Genomic DNA, 14,036 nt, shown 5'->3' with positions numbered 1-14,036 from the left:
TACGGCGGTCGCATCGACCAGATCCTGCACGGGCGGCTCGGCGACGTCCGGATCGTCGAACGGGCGCTGCCCGTGACGTCGTTCATGAACCACTGAGATCCACAGACACCCGCTGGGATCCGCCGAGATCCACTGAGAGGCATCGATGACCGAGCAGCAACTGCCCGCCTGGGCCGATCCGTCCGTCCCACCCGCCGAACTCGACGCGCAGGGCGTGTCCCGGCGCGGAATCCTGCGCGGGGCGGGCCTGTTCGGCGCCGCGTTCGCTGTCGGCGGGGCGGCTACGGCCCCGGCGGCCGCGACTCCCGCCGCCGCGAGCCCGGGACGCGCTCTCGGGGGCGAGGACCCCCGGCTCGCCTATCTCGTCGGCGACCACCACGTCCACAGCGTCTACAGCCACGACGCGAAGTACACGTTCTCCCAACTGGCCGCGGCGGCCGCCCGGTACGGCCTCGACTGGATGGTGTTCAACGAGCACTCCAACTTCGGCCACGCCCGCTACGGCGCCGCCATGGAGCACCAGGAGATCCTCAAGGCCCGGGCCGAGAACCCCCGCCAGCTGATCTTCCAGGGCCTGGAGTGGTATATCCCGGCCGCCGAGCACTGCACGGTGTTCGCCGCGCCCGGCCCGCACGAGGTCGACGTGCTGACGCAGTTCGAGCTGGCCTACGACGGCAAGCTGCTCAAGTACACCGACGGCGCACCGGACAACCCGAACACCGCCCGCAACGAGGCGCACGCCGTGAAGGGCATCAAGTGGCTCGCCGAGCAGCGCCGGACGGGATATGTCGACGACATCCTCGTCCTCGCCAACCATCCGATGCGTCTGGGCATCGACTCACCGCACGAGATGCGCAACTGGCGCGACGCCGCCCCCGAGGTCATGATCGGCATGGAGGGCGCGCCCGGCGCCCAGGGCGGCGGCATCCCGGGGTGGGAGGGGCCCGGCTCGCAGCGCGGTGAGTACGCCAACAAGCCGTCGGCGGACTCGTGGGCGGGATACCCGCAGAACGCCTACGTGCTCTACGGCGGCTTCGACTGGATGACGGCGACGGTCGGCGGCATGTGGGACGCGATGCTGGCTGAGGGCAAGCTGTTCACCGTCACCACCAACTCCGACGTCCACCGGGTCGTCTTCGACACGTGGAAGAACGGCGACTGGCCTCCCGGCACGACGTTCGACGACACCGGCCGGCTCCCCGACCCCGTGAACACCGACTCCCCGCAGCCCGGCGGCGACTTCTGGCCCGGCCAGTTCAGCCGCACCCACGTCGGAGTCACCCGATACGGCTACCGCTCCGTGATGGCCGGACTGCGCGCGGGCCGGGTGTGGCTGGACCACGGCCATCTCCTCGACGGGCTGGAGGTGCGGCTGACCCGCGAGGGTGGCCGCGGCCGGGGCGTCACCCTCGGCGGCCGGCTGCGGGTCCGCAGGGGTGAGAAGCTCACCCTGTCCGTGACGGTGACGACCGCGTCGCGGGCCAACCCGCGGGGAATCCTGCCTGAGTTGGCGCACGTGGACGTCATCCGGGGCGCGGTGCGCGGCCCGGTGTCCGACCGGGACGCCTGGCGAGCGCCCGACACGAAGGTCGTCCGGACGAAGGACGTCTCCGGCCGCACGGGCACGTACAGCCTGCGCGTCCCGCTCACCGCCGGGGACGAGTCGTTCTACGTGCGGCTGCGCGGCAGCGACGGCAAACGCAACGGCCCGGGCTACCTCGGCGCGTCGATCGACCCGCACGGCCCGGTCCCGCACGAGCCGGGCAACGGCGACCCGTGGGCGGACACGTGGTTCTACTCCAACCCGGTCTTCGTCGACGTCGTCGGCTGAGAAGCGCCCCGCGGGGGCACGGGGCTGTATCGATGTACGGCTCCGCCGCGTGGGCGCGACCAGCCACAACGGTCCGCGGTTCCCCAGCACCTCCGAGGTGACCGCTACGCGTAGAAGCGGGAGAGACTCCGCAGCACCGCCGCCGGCTTCGCCCCGCCCTCTATCTCGATCGTCCCGTCCACGGTGATCTGCACGCCGCCCGGGACCTCCTCGACCTCCGCCAGTTTCCCGGCCAGCCGGATCCGGGAGCCGACCTTCACCGGCGAGGGGAACCGCACCTTGTTCAGGCCGTAATTGACCTTGGTGGTGACGCCCTGGACGTCCAGCAGTTCGGTGAAGAGCGGGATGAACAGGGAGAGCGTCAGGTATCCGTGGGCGATGGGCGCGCCGAAGGGCCCGTCCTTCGCGCGCTCGGGGTCGACGTGGATCCACTGGTGGTCCCCGGTCGCGTCGGCGAACGTGTCGACGCGCTCCTGCGTGACCTCGATCCACTCGCTCGTGCCGAGGTCGCTGCCGGCGAGCTTCTTGAGTGCGTCGAGGCCGTTGACGGTGATGCTCACGCGAGGGTCCTTCCGTCGGTCAGATGTCGGTGCCGAAGCGCCGGCGCACCCGGGCTTTGAGGAGCTTTCCGGAGGCGGTGCGCGGGAGTTCGTCCGCGATCACCACGGACTTGGGGATCTTGTACTTGGCGAGCCGGCCGTCGAGGGAGGCGAGCACCTCGTCGGGGTCCAGCGAAGCGCCCTCGCGGGGCACGACGACCGCGCGGGGCACCTCGCCCCACGTGTCGTCGTGCACGCCGATGACCGCGCACTCGACGATGTCGGGGTGGGTCAGGAGCCGGTCCTCGATCTCGGCGGGGTAGACGTTCTCCCCACCGGAGATGATCATGTCCTTGATGCGGTCGACGATGTGGACGTAACCGTCCTCGTCGACCTTCGCCGCGTCCCCGCTGCGGAACCAGCCGTCGGCGAAGGCCGCGGCCGTCTCCTCGGGCAGCCCCCAGTAGCCGGGCATGACGTGCGGGCCGCGCACGACGACCTCGCCGGTCTCGCCGGCGTCGACGGGTGTCAGGTCGGGCCGCACGACGCGGACGTCGCTGAAGAAGTGCGGGACGCCGGCCGAACCGGCCTTGCTGACGGCGTGCTCCGCGTCCAGGAAGAGGGTGCCGGGCGCGGCCTCGGTCATGCCGTAGCCCTGGAGGAAGGTGAGGCCGCGTTCCTGGTAGGCCGCGATGAGCGGGGTCGGGACGGGTGAGCCGCCGCAGGTGAGGATGCGCAGCGAGGACAGGTCGGCGTCCGGCCAGCGCGGGTGGCGGGCGAGCTGGTCGAACATGGTCGGCACGCCGAACATGAAGGTGATCCGGTGCCGTTCGACCAGGTCGAAGGTGGTCTGCGGGTCGAACGCCTCGACCAGGACGCAGGCGCCGCCCTTGAGCAGCACCGGCAGCGTCAGCATGTTCAGCCCGGCCGTGTGGAACAGCGGGGCGGTCACCAGGGCGCGTTCGTCGGCGATCAGGTCGGTGTCGACGAGGACGTTGACCGCGTTCCAGGTGAGGTTGCCGTGGGTGAGCATGGCGCCCTTGGGGCGGCCTGTGGTGCCCGAGGTGTACATGATGACGCAGGTGTCGTCGGGGCCGACGGGCTCGTCGAAGGGCTCGTCGTCGGCCGCGGCGAGCGCCTCCTCGTACTCGGCGCCGACCTCGACGTACGCGCGTACGTCGGTGCTGCCGGGCAGTCCGGCGACGAGGCCCGCGGACGCCGGGCCGTGGACGAGGACCTTGGCGCCGGAGTCGGCGAGCTGGTAGGCGATCTCGGGGCCGGCCAGGCGGGTGTTGAGCGGGACGAAGACCGCGCCGAGGGCGCCGGTCGCGAACAGGGTCTCCAGGTAGGAGGGGTGGTTGGGGCCGAGGTAGGCGACGCGGTCGCCGCGGCGCACGCCCCGGGCGCGCAGGGCGTGGGCCAGGCGTGTGGTGCGGGTGTGCAGGGTGGCGTAGTCGGTCGGCCGCTCGCCGTGGATCAGGGCGGTGCGGTGCGGGGTCTTGCGGGCCCGGCGTGCGGGCCACGACCCCAGTCCCTCGTTGCGCATCTCCACGCCCCTCTACGGTGTGGTCAGCCCGAGCAGACGGGCGGCGTTCTCCTTGAGGATCCTCGGCTTCACGTCGTCCTTGATCGTCAGCTTGTCGAAGTCGGCGAGCCAGCGGTCGGGGGTGAGGACGGGGAAGTCGGAGCCGAAGAGGACCTTGTCCTTGAGCAGGGTGTTGGCGTACTGCACGAGTTGCGGCGGGAAGTACTTCGGCGACCAGCCGGACAGGTCGATGTGGACGCCCGGCTTGTGGGTGGCGACGGCGAGGGCCTCGTCCTGCCAGGGGAAGGACGGGTGTGCCAGGATGATCTTGAGGTGGGGGAAGTCGGCGGCCACGTCGTCGACGTGGAGGGGGTTGGAGTACTTCAGCCGGATGCCTCCGCCGCCCGGGACGCCGGCTCCTATGCCGGTCTGCCCGGTGTGGAAGAGGGCGATGGAACCGGTCTCCTCGATCACCTCGTAGAGGCCGTACGCCACCGCGCGGTCGTCGGGGAAGAAGCCCTGGATGCTGGGGTGGAACTTGAAGCCCTTCACCCCGTACTCCTCGACCAGGCGGCGGGCCTGCCGCACGCCGGCCTTGCCCCGGAAGGGGTCGATGGAGGCGAAGGGGATGAGGACGTCCGCGTTGGCGGCGGCGGCCTCGGCGACCTCCTCGTTGGGCACCGGCGGGGTGCCGGTGGCGGACTCGGCGTCCACCGTGAAGATCACGGCGGCCATCTTCCGCTCACGGTAGTAGCGGGCCGTCTCCTCGATGGTCGGCTTCCGCTCGCCCTCGACCTTGAAGTAGGCGGCGGACGCGTCGTGCAGGTCGTCGTCGAGCGAGGAGTGCCCGCTGGAGGACACCTCGGCGTGGGTGTGGACGTCGATCGCGACGAGTTCCTCGACGTCGATGCTCGCCATGACTCACGCCTCCGGGAACGCGGGCGCCGGGATGCCGACGGTCTGGAGCTCGGCGCCGACCGAGGTGGGGAAGGCGTCGGCCAGGGTCGCCGGGGTCCAGCCGCCGTCGGCGTAGGCCGCGCGGATCTCCTGCGGATGCGACCAGAGTGCCACCTTGTCGCCGCCGATGCCGATGGCCTGGCCGGTGACGCCCCGGGCGGCCTCGGAGGCGAGGAAGGGCACGAGCGCGGCGCAGTCCTCGGGGGTGCCGAAGCCCTCGCCCTTGCGCAGGAAGTCGGGCAGCGCCTCGCCGTTCTTCATGGCCTCGACATAGGGGGCGAAGGCGGGGACGGTCTCGGTCATCGCGGTCGCGGCGACCGGCACGATCGCGTTGACGGTGATGTTCGCGCGGCCCAGTTCCATGGCCCAGGTGCGGGCGAAGGCGGCGATGCCGGCCTTGGCGGCGGCGTAGTTCGTCTGCCCGAAGTTGCCGCGCTGTCCGGCCGGGGAGCCCACGAGGATCAGGCTGCCGCCCTCGCCCTGCTCGCGCATCCGTACGGCGGCGGCGCGGGCGCAGGTGAAGGTGCCCCGCAGGTGGGTGGCGATGACCGCGTCGAAGTCGTCGTCGGTCATCTTCCACAGCACCTTGTCGCGCAGGATGCCGGCGTTGGTGACCATGACGTCGAGCCGCCCGAACTCCGTGACCGCGCGGTTGACGAGCCGGTCCGCGGCCTCGGTCGTGCCGACCGGCACCACCTCGGCGACGGCGGCGCCGCCGGCCTCGGCGACGGACTTCGCGGCCTGCTCGGCGGCCGCCTCGTCGACATCGTTGACGACCACGCTGGCGCCGTGGGCGGCCAGGGCCCGCGCGTAGGCGAGACCGAGGCCCCGGCCGCTGCCGGTGACGACGGCGACCTTGCCGGTGAGATCGATGGGGGGCACGGGTGGGTCCCTTCACGCGGTGACAGGGGCGGTGCGGCCAGGGTCGGGCACCGGGGTGGGCCGCGAGATCGACGTTAGGAGCAATAATTGTCGTCGTCAATAGTTGTTGTCGTCCGACGGGTGGGTCATGCTGAAATCTGAACCTCGCGGCACGCACGACCGCATGCGACGCCCGACCGCACGCACACCGCCCCGCCGGGGCCGACACCAGGGAGCCCGCCATCGCCCGCCAGCACGACACCGTGAACGCCGCCCCGATCGACTCGGAGGAGCCGTGGATGCGCGGGCTGCACGCGGACGCGGGCTACCTGCTCTACCGGCTCGGCCTGCGCTCGGGTCAGTTGTTCAACACGTTCCTCCAGGAGTCGGGGCTGCGCCTGCGCCACTACGCGGTGCTGCGTTTCCTCGCCACGGCGGAGGGCGCGCTCCAGCGCGAGCTGAGCGCACGGCTCGGGTACGACCCGAGCGCGATCGTCGGTCTCGTCGACGACCTGGAGAAGCTGGGCTTCGCCGAGCGCCGCCCGGCCCCCGACGACCGGCGCAGCCGGATCGTCGTCCTCACGGAGGCCGGCGGGGAGTTCCTGCGCGGCACGGACGAGGCCGGCCTGCGGGTGACGAACGAGCTGCTGTCCCCGCTCGACCCGGCCGAGCGGAAGACGCTGCACGCCCTGCTGCTGCGCGTCGCCGGGGACGGGCTCGGCGGATGAGAGGGCCGGGCGGACGATTGACGCCGGACCGGCGGTCTGCCTAACTTCGCGACGGTGCGGGGCGACGCCCGTCCCGCCGCAGCACGGGGAGGAGGAACCCGTTGCCGACGACGTCGAGGACACCGCCGCTCACGGGCACGGCCGCCGCACCCGTGCCGACGGTCGCGCCCACCCGTTCCGCGCCCGACCGGCTGCTGTCCGTGCTCGCCGCCTTCGACCACGCGCATCCGGCGCTGTCCCTGACCGACATCAGCCGGCGGGCGGGCCTGAGCCTGACCACCGCACACCGGCTCGTGGCGGCGCTGGCCGAGTGGGGCGCCCTGGAGCGGGACCCGGCGGGTACGTACCACGTGGGGCTGCGGCTGTGGGAGATCGCGGCGCTGGCCCCCCGGGGCCTGGCCCTCCGGCAGGCCGCGCTGCCCTACCTGGAGGACCTGTACGAGGCCACGCACGAGAACGTGCAACTGGCGGTACGGGACGGCGCCGAGGTCGTCTACACCGAGTGGCTGTCGGGACACTCGGCGGTCGGCGTGCGCATCCGCGTCGGCGCGCGCTGGCCGCTGCATGTGACCGGCGTCGGACTCGTCCTGCTGGCGCACGGCGGAGCGGAGCTCCAGGAGAGGTACTGCGCCGCCCCGCTGGCCTCGTACACGGCCCACACGATCACCGACCCCGCGCTGCTGCGCCGCACGCTCGCCGAAGTCCGGCGCACAGGAATCGCGGTGAGTGACCGTCAGGTGACGGACGACGCCCTGTCGGTGGCCGCCCCGGTACGCGGCCCGGACGGCGAGGTGGTGGCGGCGGTCTCGGTGGTCGTCCCCGCGGCGAACGCGCAAGTCCCTTCCCTGGCACCGGCGATACGACTGGCAGCAAGAGGAATCTCCCGCGCCCTGGGCTGGCACCCGACCTGAACACGGAACTCCTGGCCGGTGCGCTTCGCAAGGTCCGGCATCGCCGCCGTTGACGCACCGCTCGACGGTATTCCGCTGCTTGTGCGTCTCGCTGTCGATACCGGGCGGACGGCCACCGACCCGGCCTTGCCTGAGGCGGTGGCCGACTTGGTCGGACGGCTGCGGAATGACAGCACGGACGCCCCGGTGCCGCAGGTGGCAGCGGCGCAAGAACACCGGTGTGACTGTCCGCGCGTCGGCCACTCAGCTGTCCTCGGCGGGGCGTCATCCGCATGCTGCGATAAACTGAGGCAATACTGTGCGCCCGCCGTCCCCTCGCGGCTCGGCCGCCCGACGGTGCGGCACGGTGGTACCTGCTCGGTCAGCGGGAAATCCGCCAAGTGCACCAGGGGACGGTTGCCTTCCCGAAGGTCCGTTCTCCCGTAGGTCGGTTTTCATGGACCTCAACACCATCACCGAAGTAGTCCGGCAGCCGTCCGAGCAGCCAGGCATGGACTGGCACGAGGGCGATGCCTGGCTCGCAGGCGGAACATGGCTCTATTCCACGGAGCAGCCGGACCTGCGACGGCTGATCGACCTGACGGCGTTGCGTTGGGAGTCTCTCGTTCCGACGGACGAGGGTCTGGAGATCAGCGCCACCTGCACCATTCGCGACCTGTACGCCTTTCCATGGCCGAAGACATGGACCGCCGGAATTCTCTTCCGGAAGAGCTGCGAGGCATTCCTGTCCTCGTTCAAGGTCTGGAACGCGGCGACCGTCGGCGGAAACATCTGCATGTCCCTGCCCGCCGGCCCGATGATCACGTTGACGGTCGCGCTCGAGGCGCGGTACGAGCTGTGGGCCCCCGACGGCTCCGTACGCTTCGTCGACGCCCTCGATTTCGTCACGGGCGACCACCGCAACATTCTCGCCCCCGGGGAGATCCTCCGGCGCATCACCGTTCCGGAGCACGCGCTGCGCAAACGCACCGCGCACCGTCGCTTCACGCTGACCCGGCTCGGCCGCTCGACGGTGTTCCTCGTCGGCACGCAACGTCCGGGGGCGAATGACCTGCTGCTCACCGTCACCGCCGGCACCACACGGCCGGTCCGCATCGTCTTCGTGTCCCTGCCCGATGCCCGAACCCTGCGGCAGAGCATCGACGCCGTGCCTGCCGACGTCTGGTTCGCCGATCCCAACGGGACCCCCGACCACCGTCAGCACCTGTCACGGCACTTCGCCGAAGAGATCCGCCGCGAACTCATGGCTGGGGACCTGCCATGACCTACATCGTCAACGGCCGGAGATTCGACCGGGAACCGGCCCCGGGCCAGTGTCTGCGCACGTTCCTGCGCGCACTCGGCCACTTCGGCGTCAAGAAGGGGTGTGACGCGGGCGACTGCGGCGCCTGCACGGTGTGGCTGGACGGCGTACCGGTACACAGCTGCATCACCCCCGCCTTCCGCGCGAACGGCCGTGAGGTGACCACGATCGAGGGCCTCGGGCGACCAGGCGCCCTGCATCCCGTGCAGCGGCAGTTCGAGGACGCCCCGGGGTTCCAGTGCGGTTTCTGCACCGCTGGGGTGATCATGACGTCGGCGACCTTCACCGAGGACCAGAAGGCGGATCTGCCACGGGCGTTGAAGGGCAACCTCTGCCGCTGTACCGGATACCGGGCGATCGAGGACGCCGTGAAGGGCGTCAGTGCGGTGGAGACGGCAGCACCGGGCAAGGCCGTCGGGACGAGCGTCGGCGCGCCCGCGGGCCATGACGTGGTGACCGGTCACGCCGAGTTCACCATGGACACGCAGATCGACGGCATGCTGCACCTCAAGGTGCTGCACGCCCCCCACGCCCATGCCCGGATCCTCTCGATCGACAAGAGCGCAGCCCTCGCGGTGCCCGGCGTGCATCGGGTCTATACCTGGGAAGACGTGCCCCGCAGACGCTTCTCCACGGCGATCCACACCGACCACCTGGTCGACCCGGACGACACCTACATCCTCGATGACACGGTCCGCTTCGCCGGTCAGCGCGTCGCCGCGGTCCTGGCCGACACGATCGGGGCGGCGGAGGAGGGCTGCCGGCGTCTCGCCGTCGAGTACGAGGTGCTGCCGGCGGTGTTCGACCCGGAGGCGGCGATGTCCGACGGCGCACCCCAGCTGCACGGCTCCGACGATCCGTTCGTCCGCGACCCCGGCCACAACATCCTGGTCGAACTCCACTCCCACATCGGTGACGTCGACGCGGGGTTCGCCGCGGCCGACGTGATCCACGAAGGCACGTACTTCTCACCGCGGGTGCAGCACGCGCATCTGGAGACCCACGGTTCGATCGCCTGGATGGAGGACGGTCGGCTGAACGTCCGCACCAGTTCCCAGTCACCGTCGATCGCGAAGGTCAAGCTGGAGTACCTGTTCGCGCTGCGCCCGGACCGGGTGAGGGTGTTCTGCAAGCGCGTCGGCGGCGGATTCGGCGGCAAGCAGGAGGTGATCGCGGAGGACCTGGTCGCGCTCGCCACCCTGGACACCGGACGGCCCACCTGTTTCGAGTACACCCGTGAGGAGGAGTTCACCACGGCCTCGCCGCGGCATCCGATGAGCCTGACGGTCAAGCTCGGCGCGAAGGCTGACGGAACGCTCACCGCCTTCCAGGTACGCAACGTGTCGAACACCGGCGCCTACGGGAACCACGGCGGCGAAACGCTGTACGCGGGCGGAGCCGCCGTCATGATCTACCGCTGTCCCAACAAGAAGTACGACGCGTACTCCGTCTACACGAACACCGTGCCGAGCGGGGCGCTGCGCGGTTACGGCATGACGCAGCCGGCGTTCGCTGTGGAGTCGGCGATGGACGAACTGGCCCGTGCCCTGCACATCGACCCGCTCGAACTGCGCCGACGCAACATCGTGCGACCGGGTGAGCCCCTGCTCGCCATGCACGAGGGCCCCGACGACGTGATCTTCACGGAGGACGGCCTCGCCCGGTGCATCGACCTGGTGGGCGACGCCCTGGCTCGCACGGCCGACCAGCCGCCCCCCGGCCCCGAGTGGCTCGTCGGAGCCGGCGTGGCGAGTTCCCTGCACGAGACCGCGCCCCCGACGGACCACCTCTGCGAGGCATGGGTCACGCTGGGCGACGATCTCATCTACGAACTGGCCGTCGGCACGCCAGAGTTCGGGGAGGGTACCTCCACGGCCCATGTCCAGATCGCAGCCGACCAGCTGGGCACGACCCCGTCACGGATCCGTCTGGTGCAGTCCGACACCGACCGCACGGGATTCGACACCGGTGCATTCGCCAGCGCGGGCCTCTTCGTGGCGGGCAATGCGGTCCTGCGGGCGGCCAGTGCCGTGCGCGACCGCATTCTGCACTTCGCCGCCGCGCACACGGGCATCCATGTCGTGATGTGCACGATGGACGACGACGGTGTCGTCTGCGGGGACCGGCGGGTGTCGCTGGCCGAACTCGTCGCGCTGGCCCGGAGACGTGGAATCCGCTTCACCGCCGCCCGCAAGGCATACGGCTCGCCCCGGAGCGTCACCTCCAACACGCAGGGGTTCCGGGTCGCCGTGCACCGCGTGACGGGTGAGATACGGATCCTGTACAGCGTGCAGGCGGCCGACGCCGGGGTGATCATCAACCCGGCGCAGGTCCGGGGACAGGTGGAGGGCGGTGTCGCCCAGGGGATCGGCTTCGCGCTGACCGAGAACCATCAGGTCGACGGCAACGGCGTGGTGGGCAACCCGAACCTCCGGAACTACCGCATCCCCACCTACGCCGACATCCCCCGTACCGAGGTCCTCCTGGTGGGCTCGGCGGATTCGGTCGGGCCCCTGCGGGCGAAGGGGATGGCGGAGTGCTGCATCAACCCAGTGGCCCCCGCGCTCGCGAACGCGGTGCATGACGCCACGGGTGTCCGCTACCGTGCGCTGCCGCTGACTCCGGAACGTATTTACGGCCGGCTCCCTGCGGAGCAGTCGGTGTCGACAGGTTGAGCCACCATGAAGACCGAAAAGAACGTAGCCGCCGCGGCGACGGCGATCATCGGCCAGAAGGTCCTGCCCGGGATGGAGCGGGAGTTCGAGTCATGGCAGGAGGATCTCAACGCCGCGGCCGCCTATTACCCCGGTTTCTTCGGCGCCGAGATCTCCCCGCCGACGGCGCTGCAGTCCGATTGGGTCGTCGTGTACCGGTTCGACTCGGTGGCGCATCTGCAGACGTGGATCAACAGCGCGACCAGGCAGACGTATCTCGACGTCGGCGCCAAGTACTTCGACGGCCCAGCGACCCAGCAGGTGGTCAGCAGCGGCACCCGGTCACTGGATCCGCTGGTCACCGTGGTGGTCACTCACCGCGTCTCCCCGAACCAGGTCGACGACTTCCTCGCCTGGCAGCACCGCCTGGTCCAGGAGGAGAGCAAGTTCGAGGGGTTTCGCGGGACCGAGCTCTTCCGCCCCATCGAGGGGCTTCAGGAGGAATGGACCACGCTGTACCGCTACGACAGCGCGGAACACCTCGACGCGTGGCTGACGTCGCCCCAACGGCAGAGGATCCTGGCCGAGGGCGAGAAGTTCAGCGACTTCCACCTGCGTACGATCGACAACTCGTTCGGCAGTTGGTTCGCCTTCCAGGGCAACGGCAAGGAGGCACCGCCGCCACCCTCCGAGACCAGGACCTCCCTCGCGGTCTGGGTCGGCCTGTACCCGACTGTCGTGCTGCTGACGCTTGCTCTGTCCCCGCTGCACATGCCGCTCTGGATCGGCCTGCTCGTGGGCAACCTGCTGTCGAGTTTCCTCATGAGCTTCCTGACCATGCCCTACTACGTGAACCCGCTGCTCGGGCGATGGCTGCGGCCGGCACCGGACGTCCGGGCCAGGGCCAACCTGCGTGGTCTCGGTATCGTCGCGGTGGCGATGGCCTTCTGGTGCGTCGTCTTCTACCTCGTCACGGTCCGGTTCTGGACGCTGCCCTGACCGCCGACATCGTCAGCCTGCCGTCCTGAAGGCTGCGGCTTCTTCACGAGGCAGTGCTGGTCGTCCCCGCGCCCCGGGCCCCCACGGCGGCAAGGGCGTCAGACGGAGGGTCGCTCAGTCGGCAACGCCCTTCAAAGGCTGAACCCACCTGCGACGCAACGACTTTCACGGTTTCACCTCTTGACGCCCGAGGGCGGTGGGAGCACATTGGGCGCACTTTGAGAGCGCTCTCAAAGAGCACTTCCCGCACCCGTGCACCCCCACCCGTACCCGAGAGGCACACCATGAGTGACACCTCCGGCACCCCCCGCGGACCGCGGCGCCCCCTGCGGCGGGCGTTCGTCGCGGTGCTCAGCACCCTCGGTCTCGCGGCGCTCGCCGCCACGGCCGCCACCCTGCCCGCGACGGCCTCCGCGCCCACGCCCCCGGCCGGCTGGACGCAGGTCTTCCTCGACGACTTCGACGGCGCCGCGGGAACCGGCGTCAGCACCTCCAACTGGCAGTACTCGACCGGCACTTCGTATCCCGGCGGCCCCGCCAACTGGGGCACCGGCGAGGTCGAGACGATGACGGACAGCACGAGCAACGTCTCGCTCGACGGCACCGGAAACCTGCGCATCACCCCGCTGCGCGACTCCGCGGGCCGTTGGACCTCGGGCCGGATCGAGACCAGGCGCACCGACTTCCAGCCCCCGTCCGGCGGCAAGCTGCGCGTCGAGTCCCGGCTTCAGATGCCCGCCGTCACCGGGACCGCGGCCGAGGGCTACTGGCCTGCCTTCTGGATGCTGGGCGCGCCGTACCGGGGCAACTACCAGAACTGGCCCTCGGTGGGCGAGATGGACATCATGGAGAACGTGCAGGGCCTGAACCGTGTGTGGGCGACGCTGCACTGCGGCACCAGTCCGGGCGGCCCCTGCAACGAGACCACCGGCATCGGCGGTTCCACCGTGTGTCCCGGCGCCGCCTGCCAGTCCGGCTTCCACACCTACGCGTTGGAGTGGGACCGCTCGGTGACCCCGGAGACGCTGCGCTTCTCCGTCGACGGGACCGTCTACCACACCGTCACCGCGAACCAGGTGGACGCCACGACCTGGAACAACGCCACCCGCCACGGCTACTTCATCATCCTGAACGTGGCGATGGGCGGCGGCTTCCCCGACGCCTTCGGCGGCGGGCTGGACGCCGACACCCGCTCGGGCGTGCCGATGGTCGTCGACTACGTGCGGGTCCTCCAGGCCACGGGCGGCACCGGCGGAACCACGCCTCCCCCGAGCGGGAACCGTGACGCCTACACCGCCGTCCAGGCCGAGTCCCACGACGAGCAGTCCGGCACGACGACGGAGACGACCACCGACACCGGCGGCGGGCAGAACATCGGCTCTCTCGCCAACGGCGACTGGGCGCTGTACCGGGGCGTCGACTTCGGCTCCACCGCGGCGACCCAGTTCCTCGGGCGGGTCGCGAGCGGCGCGGGCGGCGGCGTCAGCGGTCTGGTCGAGGTCCGCCTCGACAGCCGAGGCAGCGCTCCCGTCGGGAGCTTCGCGGTGGCCGGCACCGGGGGCTGGCAGTCCTGGCGGACGGTCCCCTCGAACATCGCCCCGGTCACCGGCACCCACGACGTCTTTCTGACCTTCACCAGCGGCCAGCCGTCCGACTTCGTCAACGTGAACTGGTTCACCTTCGGCCACTGATACGGGAGTTCACCCAGGATCACCCACCACCCCATCA

11 protein-coding genes and 1 pseudogene are annotated in these 14,036 nt (G+C 70.5%); 7 read left to right on the top strand and 5 right to left on the bottom strand.

Annotated elements, in window-relative coordinates; all coding sequences use genetic code 11:
- The first annotated feature begins 145 nt into the window (after positions 1–145).
- Positions 146–1,831: a PHP domain-containing protein gene (locus tag ACFYXA_RS03270; RefSeq protein WP_389027761.1), complete on the top strand. Its 1,686-nt coding sequence runs from the start codon at positions 146–148 to the stop codon at positions 1,829–1,831.
- 104 nt (positions 1,832–1,935) lie between these two features.
- Here ACFYXA_RS03270 and ACFYXA_RS03265 read toward each other — a convergent pair whose 3' ends face one another.
- The 4 genes from ACFYXA_RS03265 to ACFYXA_RS03250 are packed head-to-tail and all read right to left on the bottom strand — an operon-like array spanning position 1,936 to position 5,734.
- On the bottom strand, positions 1,936–2,391 hold the full coding sequence (locus ACFYXA_RS03265; RefSeq protein ID WP_389027759.1) for a MaoC family dehydratase: 456 nt from the start codon (positions 2,389–2,391) through the stop codon (positions 1,936–1,938).
- A 19-nt stretch (positions 2,392–2,410) separates the two neighbouring features.
- Positions 2,411–3,916, bottom strand: a complete 1,506-nt coding sequence (locus ACFYXA_RS03260; RefSeq protein ID WP_389029036.1) for a long-chain fatty acid--CoA ligase — start codon at positions 3,914–3,916, stop codon at positions 2,411–2,413.
- A gap of 12 nt (positions 3,917–3,928) precedes the next feature.
- Positions 3,929–4,804 carry an amidohydrolase family protein gene (locus tag ACFYXA_RS03255; RefSeq protein WP_389029033.1) on the bottom strand — a complete coding sequence of 292 codons (876 nt, stop codon included), beginning with the start codon at positions 4,802–4,804 and terminating at the stop codon, positions 3,929–3,931.
- A gap of 12 nt (positions 4,805–4,816) precedes the next feature.
- On the bottom strand, positions 4,817–5,734 hold the full coding sequence (locus ACFYXA_RS03250; protein ID WP_389027757.1) for an SDR family NAD(P)-dependent oxidoreductase: 918 nt from the start codon (positions 5,732–5,734) through the stop codon (positions 4,817–4,819).
- A 278-nt stretch (positions 5,735–6,012) separates the two neighbouring features.
- Here ACFYXA_RS03250 and ACFYXA_RS03245 point away from each other — a divergent pair, with 278 nt between their 5' ends.
- Entirely contained in the window at positions 6,013–6,441 is a 429-nt protein-coding gene (locus tag ACFYXA_RS03245; RefSeq protein WP_389029030.1) for a MarR family winged helix-turn-helix transcriptional regulator, read from the top strand.
- Between the two features lie 152 nt (positions 6,442–6,593).
- Positions 6,594–7,352 (top strand): IclR family transcriptional regulator, encoded by a 759-nt coding sequence (locus ACFYXA_RS03240; protein ID WP_389029027.1) that lies wholly within the window; start codon positions 6,594–6,596, stop codon positions 7,350–7,352.
- Positions 7,353–7,400: 48 nt separating this feature from the next.
- Here the strand turns inward: ACFYXA_RS03240 and ACFYXA_RS03235 are convergent.
- A pseudogene (locus tag ACFYXA_RS03235) lies at positions 7,401–7,556 on the bottom strand (IS5/IS1182 family transposase); the annotation flags it as partial.
- A gap of 232 nt (positions 7,557–7,788) precedes the next feature.
- Here ACFYXA_RS03235 and ACFYXA_RS03230 point away from each other — a divergent pair.
- The 4 genes from ACFYXA_RS03230 (at position 7,789) to ACFYXA_RS03215 (ending at position 13,999) form a co-directional block, all read left to right on the top strand.
- Positions 7,789–8,616, top strand: a complete 828-nt coding sequence (locus tag ACFYXA_RS03230; RefSeq protein WP_389027755.1) for an FAD binding domain-containing protein — start codon at positions 7,789–7,791, stop codon at positions 8,614–8,616.
- On the top strand, positions 8,613–11,330 hold the full coding sequence (locus ACFYXA_RS03225) for a molybdopterin-dependent oxidoreductase (protein ID WP_389027753.1): 2,718 nt from the start codon (positions 8,613–8,615) through the stop codon (positions 11,328–11,330). The genes ACFYXA_RS03230 and ACFYXA_RS03225 overlap by 4 nt, the downstream gene beginning before the upstream one ends.
- A 6-nt stretch (positions 11,331–11,336) precedes the next feature.
- Complete coding sequence (locus ACFYXA_RS03220; RefSeq protein ID WP_389027751.1) at positions 11,337–12,308, top strand: antibiotic biosynthesis monooxygenase; 972 nt, start codon at positions 11,337–11,339, stop codon at positions 12,306–12,308.
- A gap of 284 nt (positions 12,309–12,592) precedes the next feature.
- Entirely contained in the window at positions 12,593–13,999 is a 1,407-nt protein-coding gene (locus ACFYXA_RS03215; RefSeq protein ID WP_389027749.1) for a glycoside hydrolase family 16 protein, read from the top strand.
- Positions 14,000–14,036: the final 37 nt, after the last annotated feature.

The organism is Streptomyces sp. NPDC002566, from assembly GCF_042889585.1.
Classification (GTDB): domain Bacteria; phylum Actinomycetota; class Actinomycetes; order Streptomycetales; family Streptomycetaceae; genus Streptomyces.
This window is presented reverse-complemented; position numbering and strand designations above follow the sequence as displayed.